General features: G+C 63.6%; 20 protein-coding genes. 6 read left to right on the forward strand and 14 right to left on the reverse strand.

The genetic code is table 11. The features are described 5' to 3' along the window. Positions 1 to 4: 4 nt before the first annotated feature. Positions 5 to 2,287, reverse strand: coding sequence for an Orn/Lys/Arg family decarboxylase (locus AB2B41_RS10885; RefSeq protein ID WP_367877820.1), 2,283 nt, complete (start codon positions 2,285 to 2,287; stop codon positions 5 to 7). A gap of 177 nt (positions 2,288 to 2,464) precedes the next feature. Here AB2B41_RS10885 and AB2B41_RS10890 point away from each other — a divergent pair, with 177 nt between their 5' ends. The 3 genes from AB2B41_RS10890 (at position 2,465) to AB2B41_RS10900 (ending at position 4,068) form a co-directional block, all read left to right on the forward strand. Next, positions 2,465 to 3,037, forward strand: a complete 573-nt coding sequence (locus tag AB2B41_RS10890; protein WP_367877821.1) for a Gfo/Idh/MocA family oxidoreductase — start codon at positions 2,465 to 2,467, stop codon at positions 3,035 to 3,037. Beyond that, positions 2,920 to 3,756 (forward strand): SAF domain-containing protein, encoded by an 837-nt coding sequence (locus AB2B41_RS10895; protein ID WP_367878007.1) that lies wholly within the window; start codon positions 2,920 to 2,922, stop codon positions 3,754 to 3,756. Before AB2B41_RS10890 ends, AB2B41_RS10895 begins: the two co-directional genes overlap by 118 nt. 141 nt (positions 3,757 to 3,897) lie before the next feature. Beyond that, positions 3,898 to 4,068, forward strand: a complete 171-nt coding sequence (locus AB2B41_RS10900) for a hypothetical protein (RefSeq protein WP_367877822.1) — start codon at positions 3,898 to 3,900, stop codon at positions 4,066 to 4,068. A 6-nt stretch (positions 4,069 to 4,074) separates the two neighbouring features. On the opposite strand, the gene arsJ is transcribed toward AB2B41_RS10900, so the two are convergent. Both arsJ and AB2B41_RS10910 read right to left on the reverse strand, forming a co-directional pair. Next, a complete protein-coding gene (arsJ, locus tag AB2B41_RS10905) occupies positions 4,075 to 5,346 on the reverse strand; it encodes an organoarsenical effux MFS transporter ArsJ (RefSeq protein WP_367877823.1) in 1,272 nt (423 codons plus the stop codon). Then, positions 5,343 to 6,341, reverse strand: a complete 999-nt coding sequence (locus AB2B41_RS10910; protein ID WP_367877824.1) for an ArsJ-associated glyceraldehyde-3-phosphate dehydrogenase — start codon at positions 6,339 to 6,341, stop codon at positions 5,343 to 5,345. Before AB2B41_RS10910 ends, arsJ begins: the two co-directional genes overlap by 4 nt. A 134-nt stretch (positions 6,342 to 6,475) precedes the next feature. Between AB2B41_RS10910 and AB2B41_RS10915 the strand changes: the two genes are divergently transcribed. Continuing rightward, entirely contained in the window at positions 6,476 to 6,646 is a 171-nt protein-coding gene (locus AB2B41_RS10915) for a hypothetical protein (RefSeq protein WP_367877825.1), read from the forward strand. Beyond that, the gene (locus tag AB2B41_RS10920; RefSeq protein WP_367877826.1) at positions 6,600 to 7,169 is read left to right on the forward strand and encodes an SDR family NAD(P)-dependent oxidoreductase; all 570 of its coding nucleotides are present in this window, start codon (positions 6,600 to 6,602) and stop codon (positions 7,167 to 7,169) included. Before AB2B41_RS10915 ends, AB2B41_RS10920 begins: the two co-directional genes overlap by 47 nt. Positions 7,170 to 7,181: 12 nt before the next feature. On the opposite strand, the gene AB2B41_RS10925 is transcribed toward AB2B41_RS10920, so the two are convergent. From AB2B41_RS10925 to AB2B41_RS10965, 9 genes are all read right to left on the reverse strand, one after another. Next, positions 7,182 to 7,796, reverse strand: a complete 615-nt coding sequence (locus AB2B41_RS10925; protein ID WP_367877827.1) for a nucleoside/nucleotide kinase family protein — start codon at positions 7,794 to 7,796, stop codon at positions 7,182 to 7,184. A gap of 20 nt (positions 7,797 to 7,816) precedes the next feature. Beyond that, the gene (locus tag AB2B41_RS10930) at positions 7,817 to 8,746 is read right to left on the reverse strand and encodes a carbohydrate kinase family protein (RefSeq protein ID WP_367877828.1); all 930 of its coding nucleotides are present in this window, start codon (positions 8,744 to 8,746) and stop codon (positions 7,817 to 7,819) included. A gap of 4 nt (positions 8,747 to 8,750) precedes the next feature. Then, on the reverse strand, positions 8,751 to 10,247 hold the full coding sequence (locus AB2B41_RS10935; protein ID WP_367877829.1) for a mannitol dehydrogenase family protein: 1,497 nt from the start codon (positions 10,245 to 10,247) through the stop codon (positions 8,751 to 8,753). Further along, positions 10,247 to 11,020 (reverse strand): L-iditol 2-dehydrogenase, encoded by a 774-nt coding sequence (locus tag AB2B41_RS10940; protein ID WP_367877830.1) that lies wholly within the window; start codon positions 11,018 to 11,020, stop codon positions 10,247 to 10,249. The genes AB2B41_RS10935 and AB2B41_RS10940 overlap by 1 nt, the downstream gene beginning before the upstream one ends. Next, entirely contained in the window at positions 11,017 to 12,021 is a 1,005-nt protein-coding gene (locus AB2B41_RS10945) for an ABC transporter ATP-binding protein (protein WP_367877831.1), read from the reverse strand. Before AB2B41_RS10945 ends, AB2B41_RS10940 begins: the two co-directional genes overlap by 4 nt. Before the next feature lie 11 nt (positions 12,022 to 12,032). Continuing rightward, on the reverse strand, positions 12,033 to 12,863 hold the full coding sequence (locus AB2B41_RS10950; RefSeq protein ID WP_367877832.1) for a carbohydrate ABC transporter permease: 831 nt from the start codon (positions 12,861 to 12,863) through the stop codon (positions 12,033 to 12,035). A 73-nt stretch (positions 12,864 to 12,936) separates the two neighbouring features. Beyond that, complete coding sequence (locus AB2B41_RS10955) at positions 12,937 to 13,803, reverse strand: carbohydrate ABC transporter permease (RefSeq protein ID WP_367877833.1); 867 nt, start codon at positions 13,801 to 13,803, stop codon at positions 12,937 to 12,939. Between the two features lie 114 nt (positions 13,804 to 13,917). After that, positions 13,918 to 15,222, reverse strand: coding sequence for an ABC transporter substrate-binding protein (locus AB2B41_RS10960; RefSeq protein WP_367877834.1), 1,305 nt, complete (start codon positions 15,220 to 15,222; stop codon positions 13,918 to 13,920). Positions 15,223 to 15,328: 106 nt separating this feature from the next. Next, positions 15,329 to 16,360: a LacI family DNA-binding transcriptional regulator gene (locus AB2B41_RS10965; protein ID WP_367877835.1), complete on the reverse strand. Its 1,032-nt coding sequence runs from the start codon at positions 16,358 to 16,360 to the stop codon at positions 15,329 to 15,331. On the opposite strand from AB2B41_RS10965, the gene AB2B41_RS10970 reads away from it, so the two are divergent. Further along, positions 16,335 to 16,553, forward strand: coding sequence for a hypothetical protein (locus AB2B41_RS10970; protein ID WP_367877836.1), 219 nt, complete (start codon positions 16,335 to 16,337; stop codon positions 16,551 to 16,553). The two genes, AB2B41_RS10965 and AB2B41_RS10970, sit on opposite strands and share 26 nt — an antisense overlap. Before the next feature lie 84 nt (positions 16,554 to 16,637). On the opposite strand, the gene ubiG is transcribed toward AB2B41_RS10970, so the two are convergent. Both ubiG and AB2B41_RS10980 read right to left on the reverse strand, forming a co-directional pair. After that, positions 16,638 to 17,345 (reverse strand): bifunctional 2-polyprenyl-6-hydroxyphenol methylase/3-demethylubiquinol 3-O-methyltransferase UbiG, encoded by a 708-nt coding sequence (gene ubiG, locus AB2B41_RS10975; RefSeq protein WP_367877837.1) that lies wholly within the window; start codon positions 17,343 to 17,345, stop codon positions 16,638 to 16,640. After that, positions 17,338 to 18,153, reverse strand: coding sequence for a methyltransferase family protein (locus tag AB2B41_RS10980; RefSeq protein WP_367877838.1), 816 nt, complete (start codon positions 18,151 to 18,153; stop codon positions 17,338 to 17,340). Before AB2B41_RS10980 ends, ubiG begins: the two co-directional genes overlap by 8 nt. Positions 18,154 to 18,163: the final 10 nt, after the last annotated feature.

Below are 18,163 nucleotides of genomic sequence, written 5' to 3' on the forward strand. Positions count from 1 at the left end.
GGGCTCAGGCCACGCAGTCGGCGAAGAACAGCGTCTCCCCGTTCTCACCGGTTTCCTGCACAAGGCCGTGGATGTCGGTCTCGAACCCCGGGCATTCCTCGGCGAATTCGCGGTTGAAGCGGAGGTAGTCCACGATCCGTGTATTGAACACCTCTCCTGGAATGAGCAGCGGGATGCCCGGCGGGTAAGGCGTGACAAGGCTGGTGGTGATCCGCCCTTCCAGATCGTCGATGGCGACCCGCTCGGTCTTACGCTTGGCGATATGGGAAAAGGCCTCGGTCGGTGTCATGGCGGGCTGGTGGTCGGAGAGATAGATCTCGGTCGTCAGCCGCGCGACGTCGTACTTGGCGTACATCGCGTGCACATGCTGGCAAAGGTCCCGCAGGCCCATCCGCTCGTAACGGGGCTGGCGTGCGCAGAACTCGGGCATGGCCCGCCACAGCGGCTGATTCTTGTCATAGTCGTCCTTGAACTGCTGGAGGGCGGCCAACAGCGTGTTCCAGCGGCCCTTGGTGATGCCGATGGTGAACATGATGAAGAAGCTGTAAAGCCCGGTCTTTTCCACGACGACGCCGTGTTCGGTAAGGTATTTCGACACGATGGAGGCGGGAATGCCCGAGTCCTCGAAATGGCCGTCGATGTTCAGGCCGGGCGTGATGATCGTGGCCTTGATCGGGTCGAGCATGTTGAACCCGCGCGCCATGTCGCCGAACCCGTGCCAGGCGTCCCTGCCCGATTTCTCGACGCCTTCGCCGTCGGTTTTCTTGAGCTCCCAGTCCTTGGTGCGCCCGATGCCCTCTTCGGCAAGGTCCTCGGGGCCCCAGACCTGGAACCACCAGTCATTGCCGTATTCCTCGTCCACCTTGCGCATGGCGCGGCGGAAATCCATCGCCTCTTCCAGGCTTTCCTCGACAAGCGCCGTGCCGCCCGGCGGCTCCATCATGGCGGCCGCCACGTCACAGGAGGCGATGATGGAATACTGCGGCGAGGTTGAGGTGTGCATCAGGTACGCCTCGTTGAAGAGGTGCATGTCGAGCTTGGTGGTTTCGGAATCCTGTACCAGCACGTGGCTGGCCTGGCTGATCCCCGCAAGCAGCTTGTGCACCGACTGGGTGGCGTAGGTGACGGACTGCTGGGTGCGGCCCCGCTTGCGGCCCATGGAATGATAGCTGCCGTAGAACGGGTGGAAGGCCGCATGGGGCAGCCACGCCTCGTCGAAATGCAGGTTCTCGATATAACCGTCGAGCAGGCCCTTGATCTCTTCGGTGTTGTAGAGAACGCCATCGTAAGTCGATTGGGTCAGCGACATGATGCGCGGCTTGACCGCTTCGGCGTCGTAGTCCTTGAGCAGCGGATTTTCGCGGATCTTCTCCTTGATCGCCTCCGGCTCGAATTCCGAGCGCTGGATGGGGCCGATGATGCCCCAGTGGTTGCGCGTGGGTTTCATGAAGACCGGGATCGCTCCGGTCATGATGATCGAATGGAGGATCGACTTGTGGCAGTTACGGTCCACGACCACCACGTCGCCGGGCGCGACGGTGTGGTGCCAGACCATCTTGTTCGAGGTCGACGTACCGTTCGTGACGAAGAAACAGTGATCGGCGTTGAAGATGCGTGCCGCGTTCTTTTCGGATTCGCCGATGGCCCCGTTATGGTCAAGGAGCTGGCCCAGCTCCTCGACAGAGTTGCAAACGTCGGCGCGCAACATGTTTTCGCCGTAGAACTGGTGGTACATCTGGCCGACTGGGGACTTGAGGAAAGCCACGCCGCCCGAATGACCCGGACAATGCCAGGAATATGAGCCGTCCTCGGCATAGTCGAGCAGCGCCTTGAAGAAGGGCGGCTGGATGTATTCGAGATAGCTTTTCGCCTCACGGATGATGTGGCGGGCGACGAATTCCGGCGTGTCCTCGAACATGTGGATGAAGCCGTGCAGCTCGCGCAAGATGTCGTTGGGCAGATGGCGAGAGGTCTTGGTCTCACCGTAGACGTAGATCGGGACGTCGGCGTTCTTCCAGCGCACTTCCTCGATGAAGCTGCGCAGGTTCAGGACGGCGGGGTCCAGATCGGGGCCTGCGCTGAATTCCTCGTCGTCGATGGACAGAACGAAGGCGCTGGCGCGGCTTTGCTGCTGGGCGAACTGCGACAGATCGCCGTAACTTGTCACCCCTAGCACCTCGAAGCCTTCGTCCTCGATGGCCTGGGCGAGAGCACGGATGCCAAGGCCCGAGGTGTTCTCGGACCGGAAATCTTCGTCGATGATGACGATGGGGAAGCGAAACTTCATCTGTCTATCCTGGGGTGAGACATGGGGGTTCCCATGTTGTTTCGTTCTCTGCGGTCGGGGTCAAGGGCAAGCTTGGACTGATAAGGCACGGCGCGCCTCCTTGTCGCGGATGTCGCTTGTCAGGGGCTGCACGGATGTGTTCGACTGCGCCCGTCGGGGCATGGGAGAGAGCGGAGCATGAACCTTGCAAGACTGGCGGCGGAGGCCGCTGAAAGGGGCACGCCGGTCCGGGCCGGGTTGATCGGGGCGGGCAAGTTCGGCTCGATGTTCCTTAGCCAGGTGCCGACGATTGCGGGGCTGGAGGTCACGGCGATTGCCGATCTGGACCCTGAGCGCGCGCGGAACGCCTGCCGTGGGGTCGGTTGGGATGACGCGCGTGTCGGGGCGACCGCTTTCGTGGAGGACGGAGCAGCGCTGGCGGCGCGCGATGACGTCGATGTGGTGATCGAGGCGACGGGCAATCCCCGCGCGGGGATCGTGCATGCGGAGGCGGCGATAAGTGCGGGGAAGCATGTCGTCATGGTCAATGTCGAGGCGATGTGTTGGTGGGACCGATCCTGGCGGCGAAGGCACGGGCGGCGGGGGTCTGTTATTCCATGGCCTACGGGGATCAACCGGCGCTTGTGTCGGAACTGGTCGACTGGGCGCGGGCGACGGGCTTTCACGTCACGGCGGCAGGGAAAGGGACCAAATACCTGCCAGCCTATCACGATGTCACACCGGATGACGTCTGGAAGCATTACGGGCTGACTCCCGAGGAGGCGAAGGCGGCGGGGATGAATCCGCAGATGTTCAACTCCTTCCTTGATGGGACGAAAAGCGCCATCGAGATGGTCGCGATTGCCAATGCCTGCGGTCTCGATGTGCCTACCGGTGGCCTGAGCTTTCCGCCCTGCGGGGTCGATGACCTCGCGCATGTGCTGCGCCCGCGCGATGTGGGAGGTCAGTTGGAAGGGCGCGGAATGGTCGAAACGATTTCGTCGCTTGAGCGTGACGGGCGTCCGGTTTTCCGTGACCTTCGATGGGGCGTCTACGTGGTGCTGGAGGCGCCGAACGATTATGCGGCGGCCTGTTTCAAGCAGTATGGATTGCCCACCGACACAACCGAACGCTTTGCGGCGATGTACAAACCCTTCCACCTGATCGGGCTGGAGCTGTCGATCTCGGTCCTGAGTGCCGCCTTGCGAGGCGAGCCGACGGGCCAGTCTCGCGAGATGCGCGGGACGGTGGCGGCGGTGGCCAAGCGCGATCTGAAGGCTGGCGAGATGCTGGATGGCGAGGGCGGCTATACCGTCTGGGGCAAGGCGCAGCCTGTGGCGCACGCCGTTGCGGTGCTGCCGATTGGGCTGGCGCATGGTGTGCCGCTGAAGCGGGATGTGGCGCGGGGCGCGGTGCTGAGTTTTGACGATGTGGAGATAGGTGAGGATGCGGTGACCGGGATGTACCGCGCGGCAATTGGTGCGGCATAGTTCCCTTCGCGCTGCCCCATTCCGCTACGACGAAAGAAACAGCTGATGACACGGGAAGAGTTTGAAACCACCGCATAAGAACAGGGCTACGGTGCGCCGAAAGAGGTCAGCTTTGCCCCTTCCTCGCGCAGCGATACACATGTGCATGACCAGATTTCCTTCGTTTACGTGCTCGACGGTCAGTTCATTCTGAACACGGCCGAAGGTGCGCCTGCGTATCTGCCAGGGCAGACCTGTGTTCTGGCGGCCAATGTGCAGCATGCCGAGGAGGCCGGTCCCGACGGGGCGCGGATACTGGTGGCGCGGAAATAGCTTTGTCTAGGGCGTCTGCGTGTCTTGCGCGTGCAACCGCCCTGCGGCAAGTGCGGACACGGCAACCATGGCGGTGGCCGTGCCGAGCATCAGAGCGAGGCCGCCCAATTGGTAGGTGAGGCCCGACAGGAGCGTGCCGCAGAGACGGCCTGCGGCATTGGCCATGTAGTAGAAGCCCACGTCCATCGTCACCCGCTCGGCCCTCGTGAAGGCGAGGATCAGGTAGGAGTGGAGCGCCGAGTTCACCGCGAAGATGCCGCCGAAGATCAGCAGCCCGGCGACGAGTGTGGCGGTGAGCCATGTCTGCGGCCCTGCGGCGCTCAGTGCTGCCACGGTGAGAACGGCGGGGACGGCGGCCAAAATCCAGGCCCATTGGCGGGTGGCGGCAATGAGGTCTTCCTCGGGCCTCGTGCTGGCGCGCAGCAGGCGGGGGGCGCTGGCCTGCACGGCGCCGTAGAGGATGATCCAGAGCGCCATGAAGGTGCCGATCATGAAGAAGGCGGCGCGGCTGCCTGCCGTGCTGCCATCGGACAGGACGGCGTAGAAATAGATCGGGATGCCCACGACGAACCAGACGTCGCGCGCACCGAAAAGGAAGACGCGCGCGGCAGAGAGCCAGTTGACGTTGGCGGATTTCGAGAAGACCTCGGAGAATTTCGCCCCCTTGCGGCCACGCGGCAGGCCGGGAGGCATGGCAAGGATCGTGGATGCGAGGATCGTGGCAAGCACTCCGGCCATGGCGAACACAGCCCAAGTGAAGCCGAGCGTCGCCAGCAACGCAGCACCCAACAGGAAGCCGAGGCCCTTGACCGCGTTCTTTGAGCCGGTGAGCAGTGCCACCCAGCGAAAGAGGCCGCCGTCCTCAGCAGGGGCGAGCAGTTTCACGGCGGATTTCGAGGACATCTTGGCAAGGTCCTTGGCCACGCCGCTGGCCCCCTGCACCACCATGACATAGGCGACCGAGATGCCCACGGCCCAAGCGGGGTCAAGCTGGGCCAGCGCCAGCAGGGCCAGCACTTGCAGGCCAAGCCCCGCGTAGAGGGTCGATGTGAGGCCAAAGCGCGCGGCGATCCATCCGGCGGTCAAGTTCGTGACCATGCCCGCCAACTCGTAGAGGACGAAGAGATAGGCCAGCTGGACGGGGCTGAAGCCCAGCGTGTGGAAGTGCAAAAGCACCAGCATCCGCAGCGCGCCGTCGGTCAGCATGAAGGCCCAGTAGGCCGCCGTGACGGCGATGTAGGCTGATAGTCCTTCGGGGCGGGCGGCGGTTTGGGTCACAGGGAGTTTCCGACCATGAGTGCTACATCGACGAGGCGATGCGCATAGCCCATCTCGTTGTCATACCAGGCATAGACCTTCACCTGCGTGCCGTTGACGACCATGGTCGAAGGGGCGTCGACGATGCTGGAGCGTTCGTCGTTAGTGTAGTCGGCGGAGACGAGCGGGCGTTCCTCGTAGCCGAGGATACCCTTGAGGGGGCCCTCAGCGGCCGTCTTGAAGAGCGCGTTGACCTCTTCGGCGGTTGTCTCGCGCTCCACCTCGATAACGCAATCGGTGAGCGAGGCATTAAGCAGGGGCACCCGGACGGCGTGGCCGTTCAGGCGGCCCTTGAGTTCGGGGTAGATCAGCGTGATCGCCGTGGCGCTGCCCGTCGTGGTGGGGATCAGTGAATTGAGCGCCGAGCGCGCGCGGCGCAGGTCCTTGGCAGGACGGTCCACAATGGTCTGGGTGTTGGTGACATCGTGGATCGTGGTGATGGAGCCGTGGCGGATGCCGAGGTTTTCGTGAATGACCTTGACCACGGGGGCAAGGCAATTGGTGGTGCAGCTTGCCGCCGTCACGATGCGGTGGCGGGCGGCGTCGTAGATGTCGTGGTTCACGCCGTAGACGATGTTGGCCGCGTCGCCATCCTTGACCGGGGCGGAGACGACGACCTTCTTCACGCCCGCGTCGAAATAGGGGGCGAGTTTGGACCCGGTCTTGAAGGCACCGGCGCAATCGATCACCACGTCGACACCATCAAGCGGCAAGTCCGAGAGGTCGCGGGTGCCGATGAAGGGAATGCGGGTGCCGTCGATGGTAACTGACTCGGCGTCCGAGGCGAATTGCGCGGGCCAGCGTCCGTGGACTGTGTCGAACTCCAGCAGATGCGCGTGCATGGCCGGATCACCCACAGCGTCGTTCATCCAGGCGATCCGCGCACCGCGTTCCAAGAGCGGTCTCAGCGCCAGTTTTCCGATGCGGCCCAATCCGTTCAGCGCGTAGACTGTCATGCGGTTTCTCCTTCTGGCACGGATGCGATGTGACTGCCTGATCTTGGCCTGCATTGTTGGAAATGCGCCGGGCCCGGTATAGTCTTGGCATATCACATTCGGATGTAACAGTTTTGTTGCGGAAAGGACGAGGGATGGACAAACCGCAGGCCGTTATCATTGGCGTAGGCGACGGGCTTTCCGCCGCACTCGCGCGCGAGCTTGCCGCCGATCACGCGCTCACGCTGGCCGCGCGCACGGCGGACAAGATGCAGGCGGTTGCCGGGGAGACCGGCGCGCACCGTTCTGCTGGATGGCACCGATGAGGCGGCGGTTGCGGCGCTTTTCGACGATCTGCCCGCGCCGCCGCGCGTGGCAGTCTACAACCCGTCCTCGCGGGTGCGCGGACCGGTGGCGGAGCTTGATGCAGGCGATGTGCGGCGGGCTGTGGAAATCACGGCGATCGGGGCGTTCCTGACCGGCAAGCACGCGGCGCGGCGGATGCTGGAGGCGGAGCCGGTGGATGGTGTGCGGGGGACGATCCTGTTCACCGGGGCCTCGGCGGGCGTGAAGGGATTTCCGCAGTCTGCCCCCTTCGCCATGGGGAAATTCGCCCAGCGGGGGCTGGCCGAGAGCATGGCGCGAGAGTTGCATCCCAAAGGCATTCACGTGGCGTGGATCAACATTGACGGTGGGATCCTGAACCTCGGTCGGAGCGAGCCTGCTGACAGACCCGGATCCATGCTGCGGCCCGAGGCGATTGCGCGCACCTATCGGCACCTGATCGAACAGGACCGCAGCGCTTGGTCGAACGAGGTGGCGGTGCGGCCTTGGGTGGAAACATTCTGAGAGCTGCTTTGGTCAGTCCTGTCTGAACACAAGGTCCGGCGTGATGGAACCCGTCCGCACGGTGTCGGCGTTGGGCAGGTCATTGCCCTCGGCGCGGCGCCGGGCATCCTCGGGCGAAAGGCCGTGGTCGAGCCAGCGTTGGATCAGACGTTTCTCCAACTCCGCGCGAGGGACCTCGATGGCGACGGTGAGGTCCCAGAAGGGATGAAGGTCGCGCCAACCGGGGGCATCGAGCAGGAGATAGTTCCCCTCGACCAGCACGATCCTGGCGGCCGCCGGGATCACCGCACCATCCGGGACCACCGCATCGGCGGCGCGGTCGAAGGTGGGGACCGGCACGTCGCCGCCCTGCCTGATCCGTTGCAGCAGCGCGTGAAGCCCCTTGGTGTCGAAGGTCTGCGGCGCGCCCTTGCGGTGCAGCAGGCCCATGTCGCGGAGTGTGTCGTTGTCGAGGTGAAAGCCGTCCATGGGCAGCACGGCCGCCCCGTCGAGTGCCCTAGCAAGCGCCTCGGAAACCGTGGACTTGCCCGCGCCCGGGGGTCCCGCGATGGCGACGACGATCCTTTCGCGGCCCTCGGCGGCCCTGGCGATGGCGGTGACGATATCCTGCGGCAGGTCGAGGGGCATGGGGCTTGCCTTTGAAGAGCTTACGGTTCGATTTCGCTGGCCCAGGGCGGGTTGGCCCCGGCCCGTGAGACGGTGACCGCCGCGACCCGCGCGCCCAGTGTGAGGGCGCGGCGGATGGCGTCTGCCGGGGCCTCGGCAAGCGCCTTTTTCGCAAGGCAGCCCTGCTCCCGCAAGCCCGCAAGAAAGCCCGCGTTAAAGGTATCGCCCGCGCCGACCGTATCGACGACCTTTGCCTTGGGTGCGGGGACCGAGATGCTGGTGTCCTGTAGGTAGGCCGTGGCCCCCTTGGCCCCTTCGGTGACGACGACGACCATGGGGCCCCTGCCCCGTAGGGCCCGGGCCTTGGTGGTGAGCGTGTCGGGGCCGGGTTCGAGCCAGCGCAGGTCCTCGTCCGAGACCTTCACAATATCGCTCTGGGCGATCATCCGCGCTATGCGCGTGCGGTAGGCGACCTCGTCCCGGATGAAGCCGGGGCGGACGTTGGGGTCGAGGATGGTGAGGCGATCTCGGTGCGCGTCCGCCAAAAAGGTGGCGTAGGTGTCGGCAGCAGGTTCCTCGACGAGGCTGATGCCGCCGAAGTAGAGCGCTGAGACACTGTCGGGAAGGCTGGGCAGGTCGGCGTTGGTCAGGGCGCGGCCAGCGGAGTTCTCGTCGTAGAAGGAATAGCTCGCACTGCCGTCCTGCAGGTGGACGATGGCGAGGGTTGTCAAGTGGTTCGAGCGGACAAGGAAGTCGGTGGAGACCCGGTTTGCGGCCAGCGTGTCGGCCAGCAGGGTACCGAAGGCGTCGTTGGACACGCCGGAGAAAAGCGCCACCTCGGTCCCGAGCCGCCCGAGGGCGATGGCGGTGTTGAAGACCGCGCCACCCGGCAGGGGGCGGAAGGCCTGACCGCCGTCGGGCAGATCGACGGGGATCATGTCGATCAGGGCTTCGCCGCAGCAGAGGATCATTGCACTACTGACCGAGGTAACGCTTGAGCGTCGCTTCGACGCCATCGGCGTGAAGCGCGCGTAGCCAGTCGGCGAAGAGATCGGCGAAAGCGGGTTCACTGCCCAGATCGCCGTAGACGCTTTGCAGCGCAAGCCACGCAACGGGATTGTCCCGCGCCTGCCGAGCGGTCTGCCGAAGCATATCCCAGTTCGGGTCGTTCGGTTCGACCGTGCTGCCGTCCTCGCGGATACCGAGGCAGTAGCGGGCCCAGAGCGCGGAGGCCAGCGCGAGGCCGGAGGGTGCGATGCCACTGGCCAGACAGGCGCGGATCGAGGGGAAGAGAAAGCCGGGCTGCCGGCTGGAGCCGTCGAAAGCGACGCGGCGGGTGGTGTCCCTGATCTCGGGGTTGGAAAAGCGCCGGTCGATGAGGTCGAGATAGGCCTGAGGGGTCTTTCCCGGAACGGGGGCCACGTGGGGCGCGATCTCGTCCGTGACGACCTTGCGCAGGAAAGCGCGGATCAGCGGATGGGCCATGGCATCGGCGATGGTGGCAAGGCCGAGGATTTCGGCAGGCACCGCGATGACCTGATGACCGCCGTTCAGGATCCGGATCTTCATCGTCTCGAAGGCGTGGACGTCGTCCGTAAAGGTCACACCCACGTCTTCCCAGGGTGGCCTGCCCGCGCAGAAATCGTCCTCCATCACCCATTGGCGGAAGTTTTCGTGGGTGACAGGTGCGGCGTCGCCGATGCCGAAGCCGCGCGCGAGGGCAATCTCGGAAGGGCCGGTCGCCGGGACGATGCAATCAACCATGGCGTTCGGGAAGGTGCATTCGCTGTCGATCCATGCGGCGAGTTCCGGGTCGGAGAGCCGGGCGAGCGAAACAACGGTCTGGCGCAGCACGTCGCCGTTGCCTTGCAGGTTGTCGCAGCTTTGGCCTGTGAAGGGCCCCTGCCCCGCGTCGCGACGCTTGCGCAGGGCAGCGATCATCGCGCCGAAGGCGGTGCGGGGGGTGTCGGGATGGGCTGCGTCATGCAGCATGTCGGGGTGCGTGGCGTCGAAGCCGCCCGTTGCCGGGTCCCGGTAATAGCCGCCCTCGGTCACGGTCAGCGACACGATGCGGATCGCGGTGTCGGCCATTTGGGCGATGAGGGCCGCGTTGTCGGGCTCGACTGGCAGGAAGTCGATCATGGCGCCTGTGACCTCAGCGGATTTGCCGGTGGGGTCAAGCTCGATCAGCGTCGTCAGGCAGTCCTGCGCCAGCAAGCGGTCACGTTGGGCGGCGTCGGCGGGGCGGACGCCCGCGCCGATGATCGCCCAGTCCATTGCCTTGCCTTGCTGCATCAGCCGGTGGATGTACCACGCCTGATGGGCACGGTGGAAATTGCCCAAGCCGATATGGACGATGCCGGGGGTAAGCTTGCCACGGTCGTAAACGGGACGCACGACGCCCTCGGGCAACTGGCCCAGCGCATCGGCGCGCAGGGGCACCCGCCCCGGATTGGAACCACCGTCTGCCATCAGCTCATCCATTGCCCGCCGTCCACGTTGTAGCATTGCGCCACGATGTATTCCGCCTCGTCGCTGGCAAGGAAAACGGCCATGCCGGTGAGGTCCTCCGGTTTGCCCATGCGACCGAAGGGGACGCCCGCGGCGACTTCTTTCTTCTTCTGTCCTGGTGCCTTGTTCTCGTACTTTGCAAAGAAGGCATCGACACCGTCCCAATGCTCACCGTCCACCACGCCCGGAGCGATGGCGTTCACGTTGATGCCATGTTCGATCAGGTTCAGGCCCGCGGATTGCGTGAGGCTGATGACCGCCGCCTTGGTGGCGCAATAGACGGCGACCAGCGGTTCGCCCCGCCTGCCCGCCTGACTGGCCATGTTGATGATGCGGCCCCTGATGCCGCGTTCGATCATATGCTGGGCGACGGCCTGTAAGGTGAAGAGAGTGCCCGCGACGTTGATGTCGAAAACCCGTTGGTAATCCGCGCGGTCGATCTCGACGATCGGAGCGGCGGTGAACAGCGCGGCGTTGTTGATCAGGATGTCGATCTGGCCGAAAGCCTCTACCGTGGCCGCAACGCCCGCGTCGATGCTGGCCTGATCGGTCACATCCATCTCGACCGCGATGGCGGCCGCGCCGATTTCGGCGGCGGCTTCTTGCGCGCGGTCGATGTTGATGTCGGCGATTGCCACCCGCGCGGCCTCGGCCACATAGGCCTTGGCGAAGGCCAGACCGATGCCCCGGGCCGCCCCGGTGATGAGCGCGGTTTTCCCTGCGAGGCGGGTCATGCGATGCGCAGCCCGTTCTCGTCGAAGCGGTGCATCACATAGTCGCGCGGGGTCAGAAAGACCTTGTCGCCGTGGTCGAACCCGACCTCGCCATCGGCGCGGACCGTGATGGTTTCCGCGAGTCCCGTGTCGTGGATATGGAAGAAGGTGTCAGAACCGAGGTGTTCGGACACGCTGACCTTGCCGCTCCACAGACCCTTGTCCGCCGAGACATCGATATGTTCGGGGCGGATGCCGATGGTATGGGCGCCGTGTTTAGCGGCTTCGTCCCCTTCGATGAAGTTCATGCGGGGTGAGCCGATGAACCCCGCCACGAAAAGATTGCGCGGCTCGCGGTAAAGCTCCAGCGGCGAGCCCACCTGCTCGATATGACCCGCGCGCAGCACGACGATCTTGTCGGCCATGGTCATCGCCTCGACCTGGTCGTGGGTGACGTAGATCATCGTGGTTTGCAGACGCTCGTGGAGTTCGGAGATTTCCAGCCGCATGCCCACCCGCAGCGCCGCATCGAGGTTCGAGAGCGGTTCGTCAAAGAGAAAGGCAGCCGGCTCGCGCACGATGGCGCGGCCGATGGCGACGCGCTGGCGCTGACCGCCGGAAAGCTGGCCGGGGCGGCGGTCGAGATAATCGGTCAGGTTCAGCACGCTTGCCGCCGCTTCGACCCGCCTGTCGATCTCGGACTGGGCCATCTTGGCCATGCGCAGGGGGAAGGCGATGTTCTTGCGCACCGACATATGCGGATAAAGCGCGTAGGACTGGAACACCATGGCAAGGCCGCGCTTGGCGGGCGGGACGTTGGTGGCGTCATTTCCGTCGATGCGGATCTGGCCGCTGGTCACATCCTCAAGGCCCGCGATCAGGCGCAGTAGCGTGGACTTGCCGCAGCCTGAGGGGCCGACGAAGACGGTGAATTCGCCGTCCTCGATGGTCAGGTCCAGCGGTGGAATGACTTCCACTTCGCCGAATGATTTCGTCACCTTGTCGAGTGTGATGCGTCCCATGGGTCAGGTTCCTATTTCACCGCGCCGAAGGTCAGGCCACGGACGAGTTGTTTCTGGCTGAACCAGCCAAGGATGAGGATCGGGGCGATGGCCATGGTCGAGGCCGCGCTGAGCTTGGCAAAAAAGAGGCCCTCGGGGCTGGAGTAGCTGGCGATGAAGGCCGTCAGGGGGGCCGCGTCGACCGCCGTGAGGTTGAGTGTCCAGAAGGCCTCGTTCCAGGCGAGGATGAAGTTCAGAAGCACCGTGGAGGCGATGCCGGGGATCGCCATGGGGGTGAGGATGTAGAGGATTTCCTCTTTCAGCGTCGCCCCGTCCATCCGGGCGGCTTCGAGGATCTCGCCGGGAATTTCGCGGAAGTAGGTATAGAGCATCCAGACGATGATCGGCAGGTTGATCAGCATCAGGATCACCACCAGTGCCGCCCGATTGTCGAGTACGCCAAGCTGGATGCAGATCAGGTAGATCGGGTAAAGCACGCCCACGGCAGGCAGCATCTTGGTCGAGAGCATCCACAGCAGGATATCCTTGGTCCGCTTTGAAGGGACAAAGGCCATGGACCAGGCGGCGGGGACGGCGACGATGATGCCCAGAAGGGTGGAGCCGCCCGCGATGATGACGGAGTTCCACAGGAAACGCATGTAGTTGGAGCGCTCCTGAACGATGGCATAATTTTCGAGCGTCCAGTCGAAGAAGAGGAACAGCGGCGGATCGTTGATCGCCTGTGCCTCGGTCTTGAAGGAGGTCAGGATCGTCCAGAGGATCGGGAAGAAGATCAAGAGGCCAACGGCCCAGGCCAGGACGGTGTTGAGCGTCTTGCGTTGCGTTGTGACGGCGCGGGCCATGGTCTAGTCCTCTCCGCTTGGCGCCGGAAAATTCGAATTTTCCGGGCAAATTTCTTCGAAGAAATTTGTGTCTCTAGGCATCGAGGTTCTTCCCCACGATCCGCATCAGGAAGATGGCGACGATATTGGCCAGGATGATCGCATAGACCCCGCCTGCCGACCCGAGGCCCACGTTCTGGCTTTCCAGCACCCGCTGGAAGATCAGGTAGGTCAGCGTCCGTGTGCCAAAGGCACCGCCGGTGGTCACGAAAATCTCGGCGAAGATCGACAGAAGGAAAATCGTCTGGATCAGGATCACGATCGTGATCGCGCGAGAAAGATGCGGCAGGATGATGAACCAGAACCGCTTGAGCACCGGCGCGCCGTCCATCTCGGCGGCTTCAAGTTGTTCGCTGTCGAGCGACTGGATCGCGGTCAGCAGGATGAGCGTCGCGAAGGGCAGCCATTGCCAGCTGACAATCATGATGATCGAGGCCATGGAAGCTTCGGAGAGCCAGGACACCGGGTCGGCCCCGAAAAAGCGCCAGAGGTGCGCCAGAATGCCATTCACCGGGTCCATGAACATGTTCTTCCACACGAGCGCCGAAACGGTGGGCATCACGAAGAAGGGTGCAATGACGAGGATGCGCACGACCCCCTGCCCCCACATCGGCTGATCCAGCAGGATCGCAAGCAGGCTGCCGAGACAGACGGTGATGACAAGGACACCGCCGACGATGATCAGCGTCGCCGAGACGGCAGGCCAGAAGGACGACGAGGTAACGAAGCGCACGTAGTTGTCAAAGCCCGCCCAGCCGAGATCACCGCCCCGAAGCGGCAGGTATTTCCGGAAGGAAAACCACAGCGTCATGATCAGGGGGACCAACATCCAGCCCAGCAGCAGCACGACAGCGGGGGCCATCATCAGGCGGGCGGCGGAGCGTGAAGCTTTGGTGGCCATGGGATGCACCTTTCCTGTGGACGCGGCAGAGGCGTCGGCTAGGGGTGTTGAGTGTGCAAGAAAATCGGGAAAAATCCAAGGGGCGGGCGCTGCCGCCCCTTGGGAAACGTTGCCTTAGTAGCCTGCGGCTTCCATGGCGTCGGTGGTGATCGCCTGCGCCTTTTCAAGCGCTTCGTCTACCGACTGCTGGCCCGCGTAGACCGCCGAGAACTCCTGGCTCACCTCGGTCGCGATGCCCGCGAATTCAGGGATGGCGACGAACTGGATGCCGACATATGGCACCGGCTTGACCGTCGGGTTGGTCGGATCAGCCGCATTGATGGAGTCGAGCGTCATCTTGGCGAAGGGCACTTCCTGGTACTCGGGCGTCTCGTAGAGCGAGGAGCGGGCACCCGGGGGCACGTTGGCCCAGCCTTCCTTGGCCGCGACCAGCTCGATGTAGTCCTTCGAGGTGGCCCATTCGATGAACTGCTTGGCCGCGGCTTCCTTCTGGGTACCGGCGGGAATTGCCAGCGCCCATGCCCAGAGCCAATTGGAGCGCTTCGCGACACCGTCCTTGTTGGGGGCGAGCGCAAAGCCGACCTTGTCGGCCACGGTCGAATCGTTGGGGTTTGTCACGAAGGACGCCGCCACGGTGGCGTCGATCCACATGCCGCACTTGCCCTGCTGGAAAAGCGACAGGTTCTCGTTGAAGCCGTTGGTGGCATAGCCCTCGGGGCCATAGTCGTTCATCAGGGTCGAGAAGAAGGTCAGCGCCTCTTTCCACTCGGGCTGATCGAACTGGGCGGTCCAGTCCTCATCGAACCAGCGCGCGCCGAAGGAGTTGGCGGTTACGGTGATAAAGGCACCGCCCTCGCCCCAGCCTGCCTTGCCGCGCAAGCAGATGCCGTTGATATCGTTTGCCGGATCATCCATGGCCGCAGCGGCCTCGCGAATGAATTCCCAGGTCGGGGCATCGGGCATCGTCAGACCGGCCTTTTCCATCAGGTCGGTGCGGTACATGATCATCGAGCTTTCGCCGTAGAAAGGTGCGGCGTAAAGCGTGCCCTCGTGGCTCAGACCATTGCGCATGGCGGGCAGGATGTCGTCGGCATCGTATTCTGCCGACAGGTCGTCAAGCGGGACCAGCCAGCCGTTCGCGCCCCAGATGGGGGTTTCGTACATGCCGATGGTCATGATGTCGAACTGGCCACCCTTGGTGGTGATGTCCGTGGTCACACGCTGGCGCAGCACGTTCTCCTCGAGCGTGACCCACTCGACCTCGTGGCCGGTCTTGGCCGTGAAGTCATCGGTGTAGCCCTGCATGCGGATCATGTCGCCGTTGTTGACGGTCGCGATGGTGATCGTTTCGGCGAGTGCGCCAGAAGCGGTGATCGTGGCAACCGCGGTGGCCGCACGAAGTGCGTTCCTCAAAGACATCCGAATCCTCCCTAAGTTGGATGTTGTGTCAGGTAGCGTAAATGCCAATCTGTCGTCGCGTCAACAAGTTTCTTTACGCGCGTAAAGTTTAATGGCGAATATCTTCTCAGGCCGAATCCCGCATGATCAACCGGGCCGGGAAGAGCGTTTCCGTGCGCCTCTCCAGCCTGCCGCCGCTCTCGATGAGGCGGAAAAGGGTTGCGACCACCTCGTCCGAAACGGCGCCGTAGTCATGGGCGGCGGTGGTCAGCGACGGGCAGGTAAAGCGCGAAAAGGGATGATCGTCATGGGAGGCCACGCGCAACGCGCAATCGGCACCACGCCCGACCTTGAGGCCCATTTCATAGGCGGCGGACAAAAAGCCGATGGCAAGGCGGTCATTGGAACAGAGCACCGTGTTGGTCCCCAGGGTCCCCTCCTGCAGCGCCTTGAGCGCCCCCTGTTTGCCGATTTCCTCAAAGGCCCAGCCGCTGCCGCTGATGGCCACGATCCGCGGCTCAAAGCCCAGCCGGTCCATCATATCGATATAGGCCAGCCGCCGCTTGTTCGCGTTGGGGTTGGCGGGCGTCTTCATCTCGAAAAAGCAGGGCGGTTCGCCGGTGCGCGTCAGATATTCAACGGTTTGGGAGACAAAACTGCGGTTGTCTGAACCGACGAAGGCCTCGCCCAGCCCTTCGATGTTGCTGTCAAAAAGGACGGTGGGCACGTCACGGCAGAAGCTCTCGATCGCGGATTTGTCGGATTGCCGACCCAGCGGTGCAAACAGAACGCCCGCCGGTTTGAGCGAGCGCAACGTGTCGAGGATCGCCGTTTCGTATTCCGGTTCGCCCTGGGAGTTGAAGAGAAAGGGCGACAGCCCCGCATCGACACAGCGCCGCTCGATCACCCGCACGATCTCGGCAAAGAAAGGGTCCGCCAGGTAGGGCACCACGATGCCGACGTTCTTGGTCAGCTTGCGGTTCTGGTTCATCGCAAAGATGTTGGGACGGTAGTCGTATTCCTCGAGCGCCGCCTCGATCCGCGCGCGGGTGCTGGGGCGGACGCTGCTGGGGTCGTGGAAATACTTGGACACGGTCGGACGGGAGAGCCCGCTGATGGCGGCAAAATCCTCCATGTTCCTGATCTTGGGGTTGGTCATCTGGTGCTGGCCGGTCTCTTTCTGGCGGTCCTTCGGATCGTCGGGCGCTAAAGTTTACATTGCTACACCAAAGTTTCCGCGCGACAATTTTCAAAAACAAGGAAAAATTTCGTTTTCTGTAGCTTTTCCCGGCATGACCGGGGAATTTGTCCAGCGGGGCAGGCAGATAGAAGATGTGTCCAGCGCGCCCTGATCGGACAGCACGACACAGATTTGACCGCCCACATGAGTTGTCTCAACCTCGGCGGACCATATCCATTCCCCCGGTACGACAGCGCTATGTGCGCCGGGCGACGCCCATGTAGATGACGGACTTCAGCGGCAGAGGACCGAAAGTGAAATCAATCCGGCCGTTTACACCCCGCGGTCCCAACCCTGTTTGCACCCCCGGTTCCAGCCCCGCCCGCTCCATCGCAGAAATCAGTTCCGCGGGCTTGATGAACATCTCCGGATCGTGGGTGCCCTTGGGCAGCAGCCGCAGAACATCCTCGGCCACCGTGATCACGGCAAGCCGCGCAATCAAGTTGCGGTTGATCGTGTCGTAGAGGAACAGACCACCGGGTTTCAGCACCCGCGCGACTTCGGAGAGGACCTTGTCGAGGTCCGAGACATGCTCCAGCACGTCCACGCAAACGACGGCGTCGAAGGCGCCATCGTCATAAGGGAGCGCTTCGCCCACGCCCACGTCATAGCGGATTTCCTTGCCGCCCTGGGCGGCGTGCGCTTGCGCGGCCCTGATCGCCTCGGCGGCCGGGTCGATGCCCGTCACGCGCGCGCCACGCTCCGCCAGCGCCTCGGCCATGAAACCGCCCGCGCAACCGAGGTCGAGCACCGCCTTGCCCTCCCAGTCGATATGGCGGTCGAACCATTTCAGCCGTCCCGGCACCATGTTCTTGAGTGTCCGTACCCATCGCACATCGTCCGACCACCACTGCGCGGCGAAATCGTCGTAGATGCTCAGGTCGTTGCGTTTCGTCTCAGTCATCGTATCTCATTCCCCGCATCGGCACCGCGTAGGGCACCTGACGCTTGTAAACCTCGAACCGGTCGCCGTAGCGCGCTGCAAAACGGCGTTCTTTCAGCTTGGGCGCGATCAGGCAATAGGCAGTCAGCGTGACGGCCAGCGCCAGTTGGTCAGGCGTCCAGACAGGCACCGTCCAGAGTGTCAGCGCAAAGGCCACGTAGATCGGCTGACGGATGAAGCGAAAAAGCCCTTTTGTCGGCATGTCGGGAAACTTGGGCTTGGCATCCTGCGCCAGCGACATCCAGCCCAACGCGCCCGATTGGACCTCCGCCCCCGCATCATAGCTCGCCTTGATCAGCATCAGCCAGGATGCCGCATAGGCAGCACAGATAATGTAATAGGCCGCACCTTCCGCGCGCCACCAGACGATGCCACTGGGTGTCCACAGCGCGAAGAGCGCGAGCAACTGAACAGAGGCGACGATGGCGAAGGTGGTCGTGGCGAGCGTCCCACCATGCCCGGCCGGGGCAAGCCCGCCCAGGAACTTCCCTCCCCGGCGCGTCAGCAGAAGGGAATGGACGACCGGGAACTGCAGAACCAAGGCAATGTTGGCGAGGGTCGCCCAGGGATAAGGCACCGCCCCGAAACTCTCGCTCATCCCGAAAAACATCGCGACGATCATGGCGATGACGGCTGCGGCAAAGATCGTGTGACAGAGGATGCCGTAGCTATAGGCGATCAGGATGCGCCGCCTGCCGGGCGGGGTGCGCATGCTGCCCAGGGCCAGCGAGATCAGGCGCATCATCGGGGTTTGTGTGTTCTCTTGCATGGCGGGGAAA

The organism is Sulfitobacter sediminis (assembly GCF_040811725.1).
Lineage (GTDB): Bacteria > Pseudomonadota > Alphaproteobacteria > Rhodobacterales > Rhodobacteraceae > Sulfitobacter > Sulfitobacter sediminis.